Source organism: uncultured Methanobrevibacter sp. (genome assembly GCF_902770715.1).
Taxonomy (GTDB): domain Archaea; phylum Methanobacteriota; class Methanobacteria; order Methanobacteriales; family Methanobacteriaceae; genus Methanocatella.
Genome location: NZ_CACXTS010000011.1, coordinates 1 through 19,639, shown reverse-complemented (window position 1 = coordinate 19,639; position 19,639 = coordinate 1). Strand labels below are relative to the sequence as shown.

Annotated in this window: 17 protein-coding genes; 12 read left to right on the top strand and 5 right to left on the bottom strand. The window is 36.5% G+C overall.

The features are described 5' to 3' along the window. The first annotated feature begins 12 nt into the window (after nucleotides 1–12). A complete protein-coding gene (locus QZU81_RS04505; RefSeq protein ID WP_295589633.1) occupies nucleotides 13–471 on the top strand; it encodes a deoxyuridine 5'-triphosphate nucleotidohydrolase in 459 nt (152 codons plus the stop codon). Then, nucleotides 468–2,000, top strand: a complete 1,533-nt coding sequence (locus QZU81_RS04500; protein ID WP_295589631.1) for a thiamine pyrophosphate-binding protein — start codon at nucleotides 468–470, stop codon at nucleotides 1,998–2,000. The genes QZU81_RS04505 and QZU81_RS04500 overlap by 4 nt, the downstream gene beginning before the upstream one ends. On the opposite strand, the gene QZU81_RS04495 is transcribed toward QZU81_RS04500, so the two are convergent. The 4 genes from QZU81_RS04495 to QZU81_RS04480 all read right to left on the bottom strand — a co-directional run bounded on the left by QZU81_RS04495 (nucleotide 1,993) and on the right by QZU81_RS04480 (nucleotide 4,730). After that, a complete protein-coding gene (locus QZU81_RS04495) occupies nucleotides 1,993–2,253 on the bottom strand; it encodes a hypothetical protein (RefSeq protein ID WP_292827110.1) in 261 nt (86 codons plus the stop codon). The genes QZU81_RS04500 and QZU81_RS04495 overlap by 8 nt on opposite strands. Next, complete coding sequence (locus QZU81_RS04490; protein WP_295589629.1) at nucleotides 2,246–2,599, bottom strand: DUF2953 domain-containing protein; 354 nt, start codon at nucleotides 2,597–2,599, stop codon at nucleotides 2,246–2,248. Before QZU81_RS04490 ends, QZU81_RS04495 begins: the two co-directional genes overlap by 8 nt. Nucleotides 2,600–2,837: 238 nt before the next feature. Continuing rightward, a complete protein-coding gene (locus tag QZU81_RS04485) occupies nucleotides 2,838–3,257 on the bottom strand; it encodes a GerW family sporulation protein (protein ID WP_295589628.1) in 420 nt (139 codons plus the stop codon). Nucleotides 3,258–3,587: 330 nt separating this feature from the next. After that, a complete protein-coding gene (locus QZU81_RS04480; RefSeq protein ID WP_295589627.1) occupies nucleotides 3,588–4,730 on the bottom strand; it encodes an alanine--glyoxylate aminotransferase family protein in 1,143 nt (380 codons plus the stop codon). Between the two features lie 178 nt (nucleotides 4,731–4,908). On the opposite strand from QZU81_RS04480, the gene QZU81_RS04475 reads away from it, so the two are divergent. From QZU81_RS04475 to QZU81_RS04465, 3 genes are all read left to right on the top strand, one after another. Beyond that, nucleotides 4,909–5,577 carry a YitT family protein gene (locus QZU81_RS04475; protein WP_295589626.1) on the top strand — a complete coding sequence of 223 codons (669 nt, stop codon included), beginning with the start codon at nucleotides 4,909–4,911 and terminating at the stop codon, nucleotides 5,575–5,577. Nucleotides 5,578–5,696: 119 nt separating this feature from the next. After that, nucleotides 5,697–6,425, top strand: a complete 729-nt coding sequence (locus QZU81_RS04470) for a 6-hydroxymethylpterin diphosphokinase MptE-like protein (RefSeq protein WP_295589625.1) — start codon at nucleotides 5,697–5,699, stop codon at nucleotides 6,423–6,425. Nucleotides 6,426–6,438: 13 nt separating this feature from the next. Further along, complete coding sequence (locus QZU81_RS04465) at nucleotides 6,439–7,557, top strand: ORC1-type DNA replication protein (RefSeq protein WP_292827091.1); 1,119 nt, start codon at nucleotides 6,439–6,441, stop codon at nucleotides 7,555–7,557. A gap of 109 nt (nucleotides 7,558–7,666) precedes the next feature. Here the strand turns inward: QZU81_RS04465 and QZU81_RS04460 are convergent, their stop codons facing one another. After that, on the bottom strand, nucleotides 7,667–7,846 hold the full coding sequence (locus tag QZU81_RS04460) for a hypothetical protein (RefSeq protein WP_292827088.1): 180 nt from the start codon (nucleotides 7,844–7,846) through the stop codon (nucleotides 7,667–7,669). Between the two features lie 89 nt (nucleotides 7,847–7,935). Here QZU81_RS04460 and QZU81_RS04455 point away from each other — a divergent pair, with 89 nt between their 5' ends. The 7 genes from QZU81_RS04455 to QZU81_RS04425 all read left to right on the top strand — a co-directional run. Beyond that, the gene (locus QZU81_RS04455) at nucleotides 7,936–8,349 is read left to right on the top strand and encodes an archease (RefSeq protein ID WP_295589623.1); all 414 of its coding nucleotides are present in this window, start codon (nucleotides 7,936–7,938) and stop codon (nucleotides 8,347–8,349) included. Nucleotides 8,350–8,383: 34 nt separating this feature from the next. Then, nucleotides 8,384–8,704, top strand: coding sequence for a hypothetical protein (locus tag QZU81_RS04450; RefSeq protein WP_295589622.1), 321 nt, complete (start codon nucleotides 8,384–8,386; stop codon nucleotides 8,702–8,704). 107 nt (nucleotides 8,705–8,811) lie between these two features. Further along, nucleotides 8,812–10,260, top strand: a complete 1,449-nt coding sequence (locus tag QZU81_RS04445; RefSeq protein ID WP_295589621.1) for an RtcB family protein — start codon at nucleotides 8,812–8,814, stop codon at nucleotides 10,258–10,260. 6 nt (nucleotides 10,261–10,266) lie between these two features. Continuing rightward, the gene (gene mtnP / locus QZU81_RS04440) at nucleotides 10,267–11,025 is read left to right on the top strand and encodes an S-methyl-5'-thioadenosine phosphorylase (protein WP_295589620.1); all 759 of its coding nucleotides are present in this window, start codon (nucleotides 10,267–10,269) and stop codon (nucleotides 11,023–11,025) included. A gap of 48 nt (nucleotides 11,026–11,073) precedes the next feature. Continuing rightward, the gene (locus QZU81_RS04435; RefSeq protein ID WP_295589618.1) at nucleotides 11,074–11,394 is read left to right on the top strand and encodes a NifB/NifX family molybdenum-iron cluster-binding protein; all 321 of its coding nucleotides are present in this window, start codon (nucleotides 11,074–11,076) and stop codon (nucleotides 11,392–11,394) included. A gap of 405 nt (nucleotides 11,395–11,799) precedes the next feature. Next, the gene (locus tag QZU81_RS04430) at nucleotides 11,800–12,381 is read left to right on the top strand and encodes a 30S ribosomal protein S3ae (RefSeq protein ID WP_292827070.1); all 582 of its coding nucleotides are present in this window, start codon (nucleotides 11,800–11,802) and stop codon (nucleotides 12,379–12,381) included. A 381-nt stretch (nucleotides 12,382–12,762) separates the two neighbouring features. Continuing rightward, nucleotides 12,763–19,639: Ig-like domain repeat protein (locus QZU81_RS04425; RefSeq protein ID WP_295589615.1), on the top strand; the 6,877-nt coding region annotated here is incomplete at its 3' end.

Below are 19,639 nucleotides of genomic sequence, written 5' to 3'. Positions count from 1 at the left end.
GATTTGATAATAATGCTCGGTGAAAAAGAACTTGTTAAGCTGTTTCCAGACTTTGCTGATTTGGTGCAGCCCTCAGGAATTGATTTGGAACTAGATAAAATATACATTCAGGAAAGCGGTGGGTCACTCATTGACAATGAAAAGAATCTGCCTGAAATCAGGGAAATGGAAGGCGACATCTATACATTGAAACCGCATACAGCATATCTGGCAAGCATCAGAAGGAAAATCAAGATACCTAAAGGATACACCATGCTTTACCTTCCAAGGTCAACCCTCTTAAGGTCATTCATATCCGTTCAAACAGCGGTTGGAGACCCTGGATTTTACGGAACATTGATGTTCATGATTTACAATCACGGTGAATTCGAATATAAAATAAAATCAGGCGACAGAATTGCACAGGCGGTCGTATTTCCGGTGGAAGGCTCAGGCGAGTATAACGGATCATACCAGGAGGAGGAAGAGTGAACGTAGCGGACAGGTTCGTAGAAATCCTTGAAGAGGAAGGAGTCGAAAATGTTTTCGGAGTTCCGGGCGAGCAGATAACACCTATTTACAAGTCACTTTCAGCATCAAGCATCAATCATATACTGACAAGGCATGAACAGGCCGCAGCCCATGCCGCCGACGGATACTACCGGTCCACAGGAAAGCTTGGGGTATGCATTGCAACAGCATCTCCGGGAGCACTGAACTTCACAATGGCGCTTGCAACAGCTTTCAAGGACAACGTTCCGATTCTGGTCCTGACAGGGGATAATGAATTGGAATACAGAAACACAGACCATTTCCAGACAACTCCCCAATTCGAAATGTTCAGGCACATAACAAGAGCATCATATAATCCTTTGAACGGAACTGAAGCTTTGTATGCATTAAGGGCAGCCATTTTTGAGCTTAAAACAATTCCGAAAGGTCCGATTCATATCAATCTGGCAAAGGACGTTCTGCTTCAGGAGGATTTTGATGACATTAAGCTCTGCTACCTCTGTGAAGACGACATGTCAAACATCACAAGGGCTCAGGAGCTGATTGACAAATCCGAAAGGCCGCTGTTTATCCTGGGAGCCGGAGCCATTTCACAGAAGGAGCGCCTTGAAGAAATTGCTCTAAAGTACAGGATTCCCGTCACTACAACATTCCACGGGAGGGGAATCATTTCAGAAGATGATGATTTGAATTTGGGAATGGTCGGTATCCGCTCAGCTCCAAGGTCAAAATATGCATTTGAGCATGCGGACTGCATAATTGCACTGGGCATAAGGGCATCTGAGAGAACATTTCAGGAAGTCCCGGAAAATCTCATTCATGTAAACATCAACAGGGATGTTCTGGTAGGTGACTGTCCGATTCATGGAAAAGTCGAGGATTTCCTTGCCGAAATCACTTTCAAAAAGGTCGATTGGATTGATGAGATTTTAAGAATCGACAACACCATTGAAATTGAAGGTTCGGATGATGACTTGAAGCCGCAGGCAGCCATCAAGAGGATTTTAAGCAGATTCTATGACAATATCACAGTTTCGGATGCAGGCTCACACACAACATGGACAACACTTTTCAAGAAATGTCTAAGGCCAGGACATTTGTTGTTTTCAGGGTCAATGGCACCTATGGGTTATGGCCTTCCGGCCGCAATCGGTGCAGCCATTGCAAGCGATGAGAAAATCATCCTCATCAATGGTGATGGTGATTTCCAGATGAATGTCCAGGAGCTGGCAACACTTAAGGAAAATGACCTGGACGTCATAGTGTTCATCCTCAACAATTCTGAATTTGCAATCATAAGGCAATGGCAGGAGGATTTCTATGACATGGAAGCATATCAGGTTGAGCTGAAAAATCCAGATTTCGTAAAGTTGGCCTCAAGCTATGGAATCGATGCGGTGCGTGTCGAAAATCTTGAAGATCTTGAAATGCTTCTTCAAAATGAGTTGGCAGGACCTCTTGTTGTTGAGGTTGTTGTGGAAAGTGAAAAGGTTCCTCTTCCTAAATGATTTCCTTTTCAACATAACTTTTTATAACTTCCTCTATCTCAATGTCATCATATAGGGGTGCCAGGTAAAATTCACCATTTTCTTCGTAAATTATTCCGACAGGTGTGATTGATGCTGAAGTGAGTTGATTTCTCATTCTTATGAACTCGCTCTTGAATGCAAATGTAAATCCATATAGCTTTCGAAAATCGTATTCCACAATCACATCAAAGTTCAAAGCGTCATGAATGAAATTTTTGATATTCTTATCCATTTCTCACACCTTTTATTAATGCACGGACTTCTTCTTTTAATATCAATCTTATGGCTGCAGGAATTATCTTTAGAATGTTTATGTCAATCTCATTGTTGCCCTTGGCATCCAATATGCTTCCGTTAAATGAAGGCTCTGCTGTCAATCTTGCATTTTTATGGGCATCATTCACTATCGTAAACAGGCTCCAGATATAGCCGATATATTTTCCGGTATCCGCATATGAGTCAAGTCCAAAAATCAGATGGTTGTCCATTTTCTTGACTTTAATGCACTTCACGAATGAATTCAAGAATTCCTTGAAGTAGCCGAGACAGGGTTTTGCCAGATTGAATATCCCTTTCAAATCACTTTCGCTGTCCTCTTCCGGTTCATCCTCCTCTTTCGAATCTTCGGATTCATCTTCGCTGGGAAAATCAATGGAATAGACCTTAATCTTTTTTAAAATAAGTATTTTTAAACATCCCTTAAGGGACCAGTTTTATCATAAATCAATATGATTTTAATCCCAATAAAAAGTAGAATAATAATGAATAGGATGATTATTAAAATAATCATCAGCAGGATGTTTAACATATTTGTTCCTAATCGTCGTCTTCAATTTCAACTTCGGTGGTGTATTCAGGCTCAATGTATTCTGATTCGTCGTATTCGTTGTCATTGGAGTTGAGGTACTTCTTAACAATATCTCCGATCATCAAACCTAAATCTGATAATGCTTTGTTTGTAGTGTTGCCTTTGCTTAAATCAAGAACACGAACTCCTTCAGCGTTGTTTCCTTTTTTAGGAATCAATACCATTGAGATTGGTTCTACCCCGGCACCGGCACCGGCAGCTCCGCTTCCTTCTTTGCCGGTAAGGTTTTCACCAACACCAAAACCGACTCCCATTCTTATTACAGGAATTAGAAGTTTGTCTTCAGTTTCTATCGGGGTACCGATAACATTGTCAACATTTATGAGCTTATGCAATTCTTCAACAGTTGTTTTTATATTGTTTGTCATAGTTTCACATCCCAATCTATAGGTTTATATTTGTTTTTAACATTTTAATAGTTATTGTGAAAAAAATTCGAGTAATACTTTTTTTACAAATTAGACATATGTTTCAAGTGTAAGTTTTTAGTTATAACTTTTAAGGCACATATTTTAGACATCCATTTCAAGTGTAACTTTTAACTTATAATGTATAAGCAGGCATATTTTTTTGACACGTCCATTTCAAGTGTAACTTCTAACTTATAATATGTAAAAAATATATTACTTTTTTGGCCTTTTGTTAGAATTTATAAGTTATAAGTAGGTATCATAAAATAAAAAAAGAAGTTAACAGAATCATAAGTATGATTCTGCAATGGATGCTACACCAGCGCCAGCGTCTTCGATTACGCCTAAACCTTTTAAGGTCATACCGATTGCAGCAAAGGTTTGAGTTAATTCTTTGTAGGAAATATTTCCCATGTGTCCGATTCTGAAAATGTTTCCTTTCAAGTGGTCTTGTCCACCAGCCAATTCGACACCATATTTGTCACGAGTAGTGCCTCTGAATTGATCATCTGTAATTCCTTCAGGCATTTTAACTGCAGTTACGGTTGCAGATGACACTGCTTCGTCTGCGAATAATTCTAAGCCTAATGCTTTGACTGCAGCTACACTAGCTTTAGCTGCTTTGTGGTGGCGTGCGACTCTGTTGTCAAGTCCTTCTTCCATAACCATTTTCAAAGCTTCGTTCATTGCATAAGTTAAGGATACTGATGGAGTGTATGGAGTTTGAGGAGGTACTTTAGAACCGCTTTTTTTAGCTGCTTTCAAATCTAAATAGAAAGTATTGGTTTCTACTTTTTCAACTGCAGCCCATGCATCGTCGCTTAAGGTAATTGCAGCCATTCCAGGTGGTGCAGCTAAACATTTTTGAGATCCGGTGAGACAAACGTCGATTCCGAATTTTTCCACATTAACTTCATCCCCTCCAAGGGAGGATACGGTATCTACGATGTATAATGCATCATAGTTTTTCATTACTTTACCGATTTCTTCAATAGGTGCTGCTACACCGGTAGAAGTTTCGTTGTGGATTACGCTAACTGCTTTGATGTCTTCATCAGCATCTAAAGCTTCTTTGATTGCTTCAGGTGTTACAGCAGTTCCCCATTCTACAGCCAATTCTTGTGCGTCAATTCCATGGGTTTGAGCTATTTTCATGAAACGTTCACCGAATTTTCCACCTACTACATTTAACATTTTTTCTCCAGGAGCTACGGTATTAGCAATTCCAGCTTCCATAGCAGCAGTTCCAGATCCAGTTAATAAATAAGAATCATTTGGGGTTTGGAAAACTTTACTCATTAATTCAGTTGTTTCAGTTAAAATTTCTCCATATTTTGCGCCTCTGTGGTTAACAACAGCTTGTGACATTGCATTAAGCACTCTTGGGTGCACTGATGTTGGTCCAGGAAGCATTAATAAAATATCGTTCATTCAATTCCTCCAATTGTATAGCTTACATTAAGCTATTTATATCTATTGTCCTTATACTTATTAAATATTTTCAATATGCTATTTTATTCAATTATAGGGTAAATCCATAATACATTTTAAGACAATGTTTAAAATAAGAGTAAGTTTTTTAAACACTGGTTAGCATATATGATAGTATATGGAATTTAACGGCGAAGAACTCACATTTAAGAGAATTTTCACATTTGTTTTCGGATTGTTCGTAATGTCCTTTGGTGTGGCATTTTCAATCACATCAACACTTGGAACAACACCAATCAGTTCAATAGCATATGCATTGGCGCTGATTACCAATTTAAGTGTGGGGATGACTACTTTTATTTTCAATGCGGGACTGATACTGGTCCAATTTCTGATTTTGCAGTCAAGATTTGAGAAAAAAAGGCTGCTCCAGCTGATCAACTGTATTGTGTTCGGCTATTTTACGGATGTTGCACTGTATTTCGTTTCATTCATTCCCTTTGATGCATCTGTAATGATGTGCATTGTCTATTTGGCATTAAGCATCTTTTTAATCGCTTTGGGAATATTCATTTATATGCCGTCAAATATCGCGCCTCTTCCGGGAGAAGGATGCGTTGAAGCCATTGCAATAGTAACAAACTGGCGCTTTTCATCAGTAAAAATAGGATTTGATGCGACAATAGTTGCTGTTGCCCTGATAATGTGTGGATTATGGTATACTAACATATTCGGTGCGGTCTATATAGGAACTGTAATTTCAGCATTCCTGATTGGTTTTACTTTAAGACAAATCAACAATCTCTATGCACATATTACCGGCGCCCATATCGATGTTGTGAAATAATGTAGGACTTTGGCCCTAATCAATGCCTTAAACTTCTTTTTTCTTTGATTTGAAATTTTCATATATACAAAATTATTTAACAAACTAAAGGCTAATAATTATTATAGTGAGGTTTAAATATGGAATTTGGGCTTTGGGAAAAATATTATACTGAGATACTTGAAGATTTCGGATTTTCAAGAAGTGCCGATGAGGAATCTGCAAAAATGTTGGATGAAATCCTATCAATAGAAGGATGCCTTACATTAGATGATTTGTCACAAATTGTAGGCTTTTCAGATAAATTCATCGTATTTGGTGCTGGACCGTCCTTAAAGAAACATATAAAAATGTTAAAGGAAGATTATGATTTAAAGGATTATGTTTTGGTTTCAGCAGATGGTGCAACAACCGCTTTGGTCGAAGAAAAGATTTGTCCGGATATTGTCGCAACAGATTTGGATGGAAATCTTGATGATATACTTTTAGCCAATCTTAGGGGAGCAAACGTTGCAATCCACGCTCATGGGGACAATATTGATAAGATTACATCATTGACTGCATTTTTCACCAATGTGCTTGGAACTACACAGGCTCAGCCTATCGGAAACCTCTATAATTTTGGAGGATTTACCGATGGGGATAGGGCAATATTCTTGACTGTGGCTTTAGGTGCATCTGAAATCATATTGGCGGGAATGGACTTTGGAACTAAAGTAACCAAGTATTCAAGGCCAAACCTTGAAGTCGAAGTTGCCGACGCTGATGATTTCAAAAGGAAAAAACTGATGTATGCAGAGATGCTTACCGATTGGATTCGTGATAACGAGCCTGTTAAGCTAATCAATTTGATAGATTATAATAAATAATAGTTAATATAAAGTGAATAATATGGGAATTGAAGATATTTTAATGTATGATGAGAGTCTTTTTCAGAATATAAATGCATTTGACCCTGATTATATGCCTCCAAATTATAATTTCAGGGATACTCAAATGGAAGCCATGGCAATTGCAATAAGGCCGGCAATGAGAGGAGGTCAGCCATCAAATGCTATCGTTTTAGGTTCTCCTGCGACAGGAAAGACAACAGCAATGAGGAAGGTTTTCGAACTTGTAGAAAAAAGTACAGATAAGGTTGTTTGTGTTTATATTAACTGTCAGCTTCACACAACACGTTTTGGAATATTTTCACAAATTTTCAAAAAGCTGTTCGGACATATCCCTCCTGAAACAGGTGTTCCGTTTTCCAGAATCTATGACCAAATCATGCAGTCACTTCAAAAAAATAACAAATCCCTGATTATCGCATTGGATGATGTTAACTATTTATTCCAATCAAAAAATGCTAATAAAGTATTTTATGATATATTGAGAGCATATGAGGAATATCCTGGTGTAAAAACAGCAATATTCTCTATTCTTTCCGATCTTGAATTCAGATATGCTTTCGATAAAAACGTCAACACTGTTTTTATTCCGCAGGAAATCAATTTCCCATTATATTCCTACTCTGAAATAGAAGCTATTTTAAGAGATAGGGTAAAAGCAGGATTTTTCCCAAATGTTTTGCCTGATGACATTTTAGAGCAAATCGCAATGTTCACTGAAGAGAAAGGCGATTTGAGAATAGGCATCAATCTTTTAAAGTCTTGCGGCAATATTGCGGAAGCTTCAGCAAGCCGTGAAATCACACAGGAACACTTTGACCAGGCAATCGATTCCTTGGTGTCAATCAATGTGGCCGAAACAATAAACTCATTGAATGATACTGAAAGGGGATTGCTTAAGATGATTGCGGGCTGGGAAGATGTCTGCAAAGCCGGCGAATTGTCTGAGAAATATATAGAAAAAACAGGTTCCAGTTATTCATCCTTTAACAGGACTTTGGATAAATTGGAATTTGTAAGGTTAATCGACTTTAAATTTACAGGAAAAGGGGTTAGGGGAAATTCTAGAGAAATTATATTGCGTTTTAACCCCGATGACTATGATATATAGTTTTTTCCTGTAGGGGAAATTAGTTTCTGTTAACATTAGATTATTGCATGGTAAGCTTGATCTAATGTAAGCAGCCAAGGGTTTGGTATTGTAAAATCAAATTAAATCCTTAAATGATGTAAGGATTTTGAGCTGCTACAACAGAAATAACAGATAAAAGTAATGCTGCTATTACAACAAGCATTACCATGCAAGATTGAACGTCAATGTTGCTGTACATGATTTCGTCTTTTATACTACTTTTTTTCCTTAAATCTACTTGAATTGTGGTGTCATTATTTCCGAACATGTTAATCACTATATTTTAAATTGTCAAAAGTTAATATATAAACAAAGAGCGAGAGAGCATTTGAAAAGTAATATTTTTGAGGTAAATTCATGAAAAAATATGAATATTTTGAAGTAACTGCCGATATTGGTCTAAAAGCTTATGGAAAAGATATTAATGAAGCTTTTGAAAATGCAGGATTGGCAATATTCAATATAATTTCTGATACTGATAATATTGATGCAACAAAGGAGATCTCCTTCGAAGTAACCTCTGAAGACGACGTATCTCTTTTATATGATTACCTTGAGGAGCTTCTGTTTTACCATGAAGTCGAATTCATGCTGTTTTCGCAGTTCCATGTTGAAGTCGGTGATGGGTATAGTTTAAAGGCAACAATCAGAGGTGAAGAAATCAACTGGGATAAGCATGAAAGGAAAACCGAAATAAAGGCAATAACCTTCCACGAGATGTATGTCAAAAGGAACGGTCATGTGGAGCTTCAGGCTATCGTTGATTTATAAATTTATATATAATATATAGAACATATGATTAAACATGAAAAGAACTAGAATAGTATCAAGAACTTTTGAAACGATATTTGGTGTTATCGGATCAATTATCGGAATATTTTCAGGTTCATTCTTGATATTCATTGAAAGCCTTGGACATGCACACACTCCTTTTTTAGGTGTTGTAGCCATTATAGCATCACTTTTGGGTATTGTGTCCAGCTATTACGTCAACAAGAACAGTGAGATTGCAGGTGTAGGTTTCATTATCGCAACCATGTTTGTCATTGTCGGATCTGATTATATCAATGTATTGAGCGCATCATTCCTGCTTATTGCCGGAATATCCGCATTGTTTAGAAAATGATTCTTTTTTTGTCCGGTGATTTATCATAGGCCAAATTGTTTAAATCACCAAAACTTTATTAAAACACTATCAATAATATAATTAATTATAATAATTCAGTGATTCTTATGAGTATTAAAGATGAAATTAAAAAAGTTAGAGATAATGTTTATGAAATTCCAGGCTCTTACGATAAGACAATGAGGGCTTCCGGAAGATTTTACATTGCTGATGAATTCTTTGATGAACTCGAAGAAGGTGCAATCAAGCAGATTGTCAATGTCGCATGCCTTCCAGGTGTTCAAAGATACTCAATCGGTCTTCCAGATATTCATTTCGGTTATGGATTTCCGATTGGAGGAGTTGCAGCATTCGGCTTAAGAAACGGTATTGTATCTCCGGGAGGAGTCGGTTTTGACATCAACTGCGGTGTCAGATTAATCAAATCCAATTTGACCCTTGAAGATATCGAGGAGCACTTGGATGAGCTCACAGAAAAGCTATTCAAAAACATCCCTTCAGGCGTTGGAAGCAAAGGTAAAATAAAGCTTAAGGAAAATGAAATCAATGATGTGCTTGATTACGGTGCAGAATGGGCTGTAGAAAATGGATACGGCTGGAAAGAGGATTTGGAAGTTCTTGAAGAGAACGGAAGAATGGTTGATGCGGATTCAAGCATTGTTTCAGACAAGGCTAAAAAAAGAGGAATTCCGCAATTGGGTTCTCTAGGTTCAGGTAATCACTTCCTTGAAGTTCAGATTGTCGATGAAATCTATGATGAGGAAGTCGCAAAGGTCTTTGGCCTTGAAAAGGGAATGATTGTCATTATGATTCATTCAGGTTCCAGAGGATGCGGACATCAAATCTGTTCCGATTATTTGAGGGTGATGGATAAGGCATATAAGAAATACAAAATCAACCTTGGCGACAGGCAATTGGCATGCGCTCCGCTTGATTCCAAGGAAGCTCAAAATTATATACAGGCCATGGCTGCCGCAGCTAATTATGCATGGGCAAACAGGCAAATGATGACTCATTGGATTCGTGAAACCTTCGAAGAGGTCTTGGGAAAATCCGCAAAGGACATGGAAATGGACATTGTTTATGATGTGGCCCACAACATTGCAAAAATGGAAACTCATAAAATCTATAACCGTGAAGAGGATGTTTTGGTTCACAGAAAAGGAGCTACCCGTGCATTCGGTCCGGGAAGGGAAGAGGTCCCTGAAAAATACAGGGCTGTAGGCCAGCCGGTATTGATTCCTGGAACTATGGGAACAGCTTCATACGTATTGCATGGAACTGAAACCGCAATGGAAGAGACTTTCGGATCCACAGCTCATGGTGCAGGAAGGGTATTGTCCAGGTCCAAAGCCAAAAAGCAATATGACGCTGATGAAATCACCAATGATTTGCAGTCAAAAGGAATTAAGATTAAAGCTACCAGCAAACATGTAATTGAGGAAGAGGCACCTGGTGCTTATAAGGATGTTGACAGTGTCGTTAGGGTTTCCCACGAAACAGGCATCGCAAAATTGGTTGCAAAGGTCAAACCGCTTTCAGTTTGTAAAGGATGAGTGCATATGATTGGAATAATTGGTGGCAGTGGAGTATATGAAATAACTCAAAAGGCAGATTCATGCACTGAACAGTTGGTAAAGACTGATTATGGTGAGGTGGAGGTTTCAATCTTGGATATATTCTCCAAAAAAGTTGCTTTCATTCCGCGCCATGCATCTGGCCATTCCATTCCGCCTCATAAAATCAATTTCAGGGCAAATATCGATGCGCTGAAGCAGGTTGGTGTCACTCAGATTATTGCAACAAACTCTGTCGGCTCGATGAATATCGAAATGCCGCCGGGATCATTTGTCATTCCGGATGACTTTTTGGATTTTTCACAGAATAGGGCCAAAACTTTTTATGAAGATAAGGTAGTCCATATAGATGTAACCGAAGCATATTGCCCAACTTTGAGGGATATTTTGGCAAAATCCGGTGATGTGATTTTGGGCGGAACATACGTATGCACTGAAGGTCCGCGCTTTGAAACTCCAGCGGAAATCAGGATGTTTAAAATGCTTGGCGGAGATTTGGTCGGAATGACAGGGCTTCCTGAAGTTACTCTTGCCCGTGAAAGGGAAATGTGCTACAATTCCATATGCATCGTTTCAAATTACGCATCAGGAATATCTGAAAACGAGCTCACAATCGATGAAGTTTTTGAAATGGTCGCTCAAAAGGAAGGAGAGCTACTTGAATTGATATATAATTTCATAAGAAACACTGATGATTCATCTGATTGCACATGCCGTCATGCTTTGGACGGTGCTGAAGTGTAGCCAATATGATTTTCATTCAGTTTTTTAATTAAAATAGGGGGTTTACTTATGCGTTTGGCTGTTGTATCATCTGATGGAAAAAATGTTGACTTGCATCTAGGAAGGGGAAAATCAGTTTATGTCTATGACTATGCTGATGAACTGAAATTCGTAGAACGTAGGGATGTTGAAATTTCCGAAGACGCTAAACATCAGGGCGGTAAAGTAATCACAGCTTGTCATGATTGTGATGTTTTGATTGCTGTCCAGTTCGGATTCAAATCCAAAATCAAAGCTGACGATGCAGGAATCAGACTTGTGATGGATGAGGGTCCTGTTGATGAAGTATTGCAGAGATACATAGATCATTATAACTTCATGAACAGCTGATTTCAATATTGATGCTGAGGGCTTTATTTTAAATTTCAAGCCCAAATTTTCATTTTATTTTTTCTATTGTATAATCTATTGGAAATTTATTTTTTTTAAAATTATCTAAAATTTATGATATTTTACAAATTTTGATAATCTTTATATAGTATGAATAAAAAAAGTAATAACAACCTTAATGGGCGGGTTTTATAAATTAAAACTTTATTACAAATATTTTCTTTAAATAACGTGAGAATATCTCACAATAGTCGAATAAACGATTGTAAATCTATACTTATTTAAAATCATTTTTACAGTTTAGTTTAGGTTTTATATTTAATTTAGAGACTATTTTATAAAATTTTATGGCGATAACGCTAGATTACTATATATTAAAAATATAAATATTAAACGGTTGATATAATGGCAAAAGCAAAAGCAAGACGTAGAGTACGTGATACATGGAAAGAAAAATCCTGGTATACTATCAAAACACCAGTGAACTTTGAAGATAAAGAAATTGGAGAAACTCCAGCAAAAGATCCAGAACTTCTCATTGGAAGAGGCGTAGAAGTTACCATGAGAGAATTAACAGGAGACTTCTCAAAACAATACATAAAACTCAGATTTGAAATCGATAATGTTGCAGGTGATGTTGCAAACACCAAATTCACCGGACACAAAACAACTACCGATTATGTAAGAAGCATGATTAGAAGAGGAACTTCCAGAATCGACGCTTCCGCAATCGTTAAAACTAAAGATGATCGTAAATTAAAATTACAAGTTTTAGCTGTAACTACCAGAAGAGCAAAATCTTCCCAACAAAGATACATGAGAAAAACCATTGAAGAATTGCTCGTTGAAGCAGCAGCTGAAAGATCTTTCGATGATTTGGTAAAAGTTTGCGTAAACGGTAAATTAGCATCTGAAATTTACCACAACGCTAAAAAGATTTACCCTCTCAAAAGAGTCGAAATCATCAAAAGTAAAGTAATCAAATAGATTACTTCAATTCTTTTTTTATTTATTTTATTCATTTTATCAAAAATTTTTTATTTTTTTTCGTATTTTGTTTAATTCTATTTTTTATATTTATTTTGTGTTTAAGTTGGATTTACTGCTAATGAAACATGTTTAATTTATGTTACATTGGTTATATTCATTTCATTATTTTTTATTTTTATTTTGAATAATATTTGTTTAATTTAAATTATTTTATTAATTGTTTATTTTTTTCCCATTAGTTATGATAAAATGTACAGTTTTTTATTGTTTGTTAATAAAGAAACTTTATATATTATGATTATCTTAAATAAATATCACGGTAGACTCTCCATGATAGGTTAATATATAACCTATGTTATAAAATGGAGGGGGTGTATTATGAATAAGAAAGAGATATTAATGATATGTTTAATCATATGTTTTATTTTCTCACTTCAGGCAGTTTCTGCTGCTGATGTTGAGCTAAATACAACAGATGATACAATAATGGCAGTTCAAAGCGACGATACTGTCAGCATAAGTAATGATCTTTCGTCATACTCACTCCCTGAAGACAATTCAATAGTAAGGGGTGAAAATGATGGCGCAGGATCATTTTCGGAATTACAAGAAAAGATAGATAATGATAATACTGGTACAATTAGTCTTGATAAGAATTACACATATAATAGTAGTTCTGACTCTGGATTGACAAATGGTATTGTTATTTCTAAAAATATTAACATTATAGGTAATGACTTTACTATTGATGCTCTTAGCTCAGCTAGGATATTCAACATAGAAACTGGAAGTACTGTTACATTAACAGGAATTAATTTTGTCAATGGTGGAAGTGCATCCGTAGATTACGGAGGGTCTATACATTCAGATGCACAAGACTTAACCATTGATGACTGTACTTTCAAAGGATCTTATGCTAGTGAAGATGGTGGTGCATTATTCATTTCAGGCAATGGTTGTAAATTATCTGATTCCACTTTCATCGATAATGCTGCGGGTGATGATGGTGGTGCTATATGTTGGAATGGTGATGATGGTACTATCTATAATATTACTTGTAATAATAATACTGGTATTTGTCATGGTGACTCTAGTTCTAGAGGTGGTGCAATATCACTTACTGGTGATAATGTTAATATTAGTAAGTCTACCTTTACATCTAATCATGTTATTTATAGTGATGGTTCTGATATTAGTAAAATTGATGGTGGTGCAATATTCGCCACTGGTCATGATGTAACTATTACTGACTCTACCTTCACTGATTGTACTGCATCTAATATGGGTGGTGCAATATATACCTTAGGTGATAATAATATAATTAAGAATACTACCTTTACCAATAATAAAGCTAGTGAAGATGGTGGTGCATTATATGTACTAGGTAATGGTACTAAGTTATATGATTCCACCTTTACTGATAATGTTGCAGGTGATGATGGTGGTGCTATATGTTGGAATGGTGATGATGGTACTATCTATAATATTACTTGTAATAATAACACTGGTATTTGTAATGGTGACTCTAATTCTAGAGGTGGTACTATATCACTTACTGGTAATAATGTTAATATTAATAAGTCTTCTATTACTTCAGGTCGTGTTGTTTATAGTGCTGGTTCTGATAGTAGTAAGATTGATGGTGGTGCAATGTTCATTACCGGTGATAATATTATAATCAGTGATACTAACTTCACCGATTGTACTGCTTCTAATGATGGTGGTGCAATATATGCTTTAGGTAATAATGTTGAAATCATTAATTCCATATTTACCAATAATGAGGTTACAGAAGATGGTGGTGCATTATATATCAGTGGTGAAAACTGTAAAATATATAACTCTACTTTGAATGATAATCGTGCTGGTGATGATGGTGGTGCTATATATTGGGAAGGAGCTAATGGTATTATAGATGGATGTGACTTTACAGATAATAAAGGTCTAAGTGCTGGAAATCCATCTGATCCAAGTACTTCCAAAGGTGGTACACTTAGTGTAACTGGTGATAAGCTATCTATATTAAACTCTAACTTTACTAGAAGTATCACCTATAATAGGGATGATAATAATGTTGGTGGTGCAATATTCATCACTGGTGATGATGTAGATATAGAAAGTTGTAACTTTGATGAATGTACTGCTAGTGATGCAGATGGTGGAACAATATATATTATTGGTGATCGCACTACAATCACAAACTCCAATATTAGTGATTCTACCGCAAGAGCAGGTGGTGCAATATATATTGATGGTGTATATGCATCTGTTATAGATTCATCCTTCACTAACACCTTTGCTAAGACAGGTGCTGTCTATGGTACTGATAACTTAGGTGGTGCAATATACATCAAAGGTAATTATGCTAAAATTTCAGGTTCTGACTTCGATGAGTCTGCTGCATACTCTGGTGGAATAATTTACCTCGAAGGTAATTACTGTAATGTTTCCGATTCTTCATTCAATGGAGGTTCTGCATCTAATGATGGTGGTGCAATGTATTCCACTGGTTCATATTCCACTGTAACCAATTCTAACTTCACATATAATGGTGCTCAAGGTAACGGAGGAGCTATGTATTGGTATGGTGGATCTAATTCCAAATATAATGATATTCTCGGTTGTTTATTTGAAGAGAATGTTGCTTATGCAAGGTCCAGTTCCAATACTAGAGGTGGTGGAGCTATCTATTGGTCCGAAGGTGGAGCTCACGATTCCATTAAAGATTCCAAATTCATCAGAAACTCTGTCCAGTCCGATAATAAGGCTGACGGTGGAGCTATCCTATGGGATAGAAGTAATTATGTTGTAATAGACAACTGTATTTTCGATGGTGATTACATTACTACATCTGCAACAGGTAGTGTTTGGGTTCAAGGAGGAGCTTTATATTTAAGAGTTGACTCAAAAGCTGTAATCAATAACTCAGTATTTGTCAACTGTTCATCCGACAAGGAAGCCGGAGCATTATATGTCCAAAGTAAAAGCAATTTAGATATTAATAATCCTATTTTAATTGAAAACACAAAATTCATCAGCAACGTTGCTAAAGCAATTGCTCCAAACGTATATGGTGGTGGGGCAGTTCAAGTTAAAGAATGTAATAATATATTCTTTACAAATGATTCATTTATCAATAACACCGCTAATAATGGTGGTGCTTTATCCGTTTACAATGCTGCCGAACCTGTTAAATTTATTGACTGTGTTTTCATAGGAAATAATGCTACTCAAAACGGTGGAAGTATTTGGTTTAATAAACGCCTTTACTTATATAATGTTACAATTTCCGACAGCTATGCCGAAAACTTCGGTGGTGGAATGTATAATGAAAATGCGGAATTGATTCATAATAACTTGACTTTCATAAACAACACCGCATTGAATGGTGGTGGAATATACTGGAATAGGAATAATATCAATATTCATGATATGGTATTCTTAAACAACACTGCACTTCAGTATGGTGGTGCCATTTACATTTCCAAAGGAGGAAATTCACTTTCAAATGTTAACATGACCGGCAATAAGGCATTCTCAGGTTCTGCAATTTATTCAACTGCAGCATTTACTTTGACTAATGCGTACCTTATTGAAAACCAAGCAAATTCAAGTTCACTTACATTCGATAGTTATGATGAAAGTACTGGTAAAATCGTATTGCTGTTCAAAGGTAAAGACAAGTACTTGAATGCAATATACATAACCGGTTCAAATAGGCCAACATGTACTAATGTGACTTATTGGAGTGAAAACGGTGTAGACAACACCGGATCTTCTGCCGTTACATTGCCAAATGCGGCTGACCCAACTCCTGAAGCAGGTCAAAACATAACTGTTGGTGTATATGATGATAAAGGTAATTTATTAAACCCTGACAATCAATATTTCATAACAGATAAGAATGGTAAGATTTACTTAGACTTCCATGACATCGTTCCTGGCGTACCTTCCGAGCAATATGGTGAAATTTATGTTGAAGCGATATTGACTAATGATGACTATTACACAATAATCAAATTGACTTCAAGAGCACCTTCAAGCATAAATGCATCCGCAACAAATACAACATATCACTCAAATTCAACTCTTAGTGTAAATGTAACTCACGGTGCAACTGGAAATGTATCAGTTTATCTTAATGACACTTTCCTTGGAAATATAACATTAGACGACTCCAAAGGATCCATAAACATTTCCACTTTAATTGAAGGCAGCTACTTGCCAGCTGGCAACCACACCCTATCCTTTGTTTACGGTGGTAATGCAAAATATGATAAATCAAATACAACTGCAATATTGGAGATAAGCAAAATCACTCCGACCCTACTGGTTAACGTGACAGGTATAGGATATAATTTAGTAGTCAATGTCACTGTCATGGATGGAAGATATAATATATCCGATGCAACCGGAAATGTGACTATTGAGGTTGCTGGCAGAACCACAACCATATACTTAGCTAACGGTCAAGGAATGACAGTCATTTATGGATTGCCTATTGGAAACTACACTGTAAATGCTACATATAATGGAGATAACAATTATTACAGCACATCCAATTCAACTTATGGTAACGTAACTGAAAAGACACAGACTGTTCTCTTGCTTGAAGTTGATAATGATAGAACCTACTTCATTAATGAAACAGTTCCTATTAAGGTAATCATATTGCCTAATGCTGAAGGAAACATCACTCTCTACATAAATGGTGAACCTCATGTCTTAGCTTTACAAACTGTTGACAATTCCACTTTCGTCGAATTCAACGCAACAGATCTAAAAGATGGAATAAATCATGTATTCGCCACTTATGAAGGTACTGGATTATATGCGCCTTCATGGGCACAAGACACATTCAACGTGACAAAATTCAATGCAACTGTTGAAATAAAAACAGAAAACATCACTCTCGGAGATACCGAAGTCATCAACATAACTGTTCCAGAAGATGCAACAGGAATACTAAACGTGACTGTAAACGGCACTCCATATTATATTGAAATTATTAACGGCAATGCAACCTTGCCTATCTCAGGATTAAGTGTTGGTGTATACAATGTGACCGTAACATTCGTTGGGGATAAGAAATATTATAATGCAACCAATTCAACTTTATTCAATGTAAGCAAAGCAACTCCAAGCATCAATGTTACTGTTGAAAACATTACCTATGGTGAAGATGCGATTGTTATCGTAACCGTTCCTGAAGGTCAAAGCGGTAATGTAACTATAAAATTAAACGAAACTGTTGTATTTACACAAGAACCTATAGATGGTCAAGCAACATTTACTCTTAAAAACTTATCTGCTTCAAATTATACTATTGAAGCGACATTTAATGGAAATGAAAATTACACTAATGCATCTAATAGTACCAACTTCACAGTATTCAAGGCAACTCCTGAACTCAATGTGACAGTTGAAGATATCTACTATGGTGATGCTGAACATATAATAATTAAAGTTAACACTGACGGCAATGTAACAGTCAAAGTCAATGGTACTGAAACCGTTCTAAACATTACCTCTTCAGGCAATGAGACTTATGTCTATGATCTTGCTGTTGGCAACTATCCTGTTGAAGTCACATTCAACGGAAATGAGAATTACACTGAAGTCACTGTAACAAAAGACTTCAACGTATATCAAGCTAATACTACCTTGGATGTTGATGTCCATGACATTGTGGTATGGGATAAAGAGTCAATTAATGTAACCCTTGCTAAGAATGCCACTGGAAACGTAATAATCAACATCAATGGTGTAAATCATACCGTACCTATTACAAATGGTACTGCTCAATTGAACTTAACTAATTTGACTGTTGGACACAAAGTCGTGTGGGTATTCTATGATGGGGATAGAAACTACACTGCAAACAGAACAATGGCTGAATTTGATGTGGGTCAAAGAACTCCAAAAGTAAATGTGACTGCTTTAAACATCACTGTTGACCAAGACGGAAAAATCACAATCAATATTCCTGCTAATGCAACTGGATTTGTAATTTTAAGCGGAAACTTCACAAAACACCCAATTTATGTAGACGAATTCACTAACGGTGTTGCTGAAATTACTGTTGATGATTTGGCTGTTGGAAAATACAGTGTGCACATCAAATACTATGGAGATGCACTTGACAACTACACTGTGGCTGAAAATGACACTACCTTCACAGTAGGCAAGATAAATGCTACCGTAACTATTGACGCTGACAATGTAACCTACGGAAACGATACAACTATTGTAGTGACAGTTCCTGACGGTGTCACCGGCAACATCACACTCAAGCTTAATGATACTGCTGGAAGAAGCGTTACATTGCCAATTGTTGACGGAAAAGTCACTTGGATTGTTGACGGTTTGGCTGCAGGAAACTACACAGTCAATGCAACTTACAATGGAAATGACGATTATAATATTAATGATACAGAATCCGCCAAATTTGAAGTTAAAAAAGCAGATCCTGACTTGAACTTCATTGTCAGCGGAACTGTTCATGATAATGCTACCGTACTAATCTTTATTAATGATGAAATTCATGGAAAAGTGGTAAATGTCACTGTTGATGGCGTGCTATATCCTAACGTTTCTGTTGATGATGAATTTATCACTCATGTTCTCACAGAATACAAACCTTACACAATCATTGTGGAATACGGCGGCAACGAGAACTTCACTGATGCTAGAGTGGAACACACATTCACTCCTTCAAAGGTTACTACTTATGGCATTAATATAACTGCAATGAATATCACTGTTGGCGATGATGAGATAATCACTGTCGAAGTTCCTGATAATGTTGATGATGTGGTTATTTGGGTAAATGGAACTAAGTACAGAAATACTTCATTCTCCGATAATAAAGCTACATTCAATGTCACTGGACTTAAGGAAGGAATTTACACAGTCACTGCCACTGTAAATGATACAGAATTTGAACATTATAACTTCACTACCATATTCACTGTAAGTAAAACTTATCCTTCAATCAACATCACTGTGGTTAATGAAACCAGCATATATGTTAACGACACTGTTAAAGTGATTGTAACAGTTCCTAGTGATGCAACTGAAGATGTGACTATTGAAATTAATGGTATGAAATTCACTAACAGTACAGTTAATGGTAATGCGACATTCTATATCCCTGAAATTACTTTTGGTAATAAGACTGTTGTTGCTACCTATCCTGGTGATGACAAGTACAGATTCAATTCAACTACTGCTAACTTCACTGTTAACAAACGTC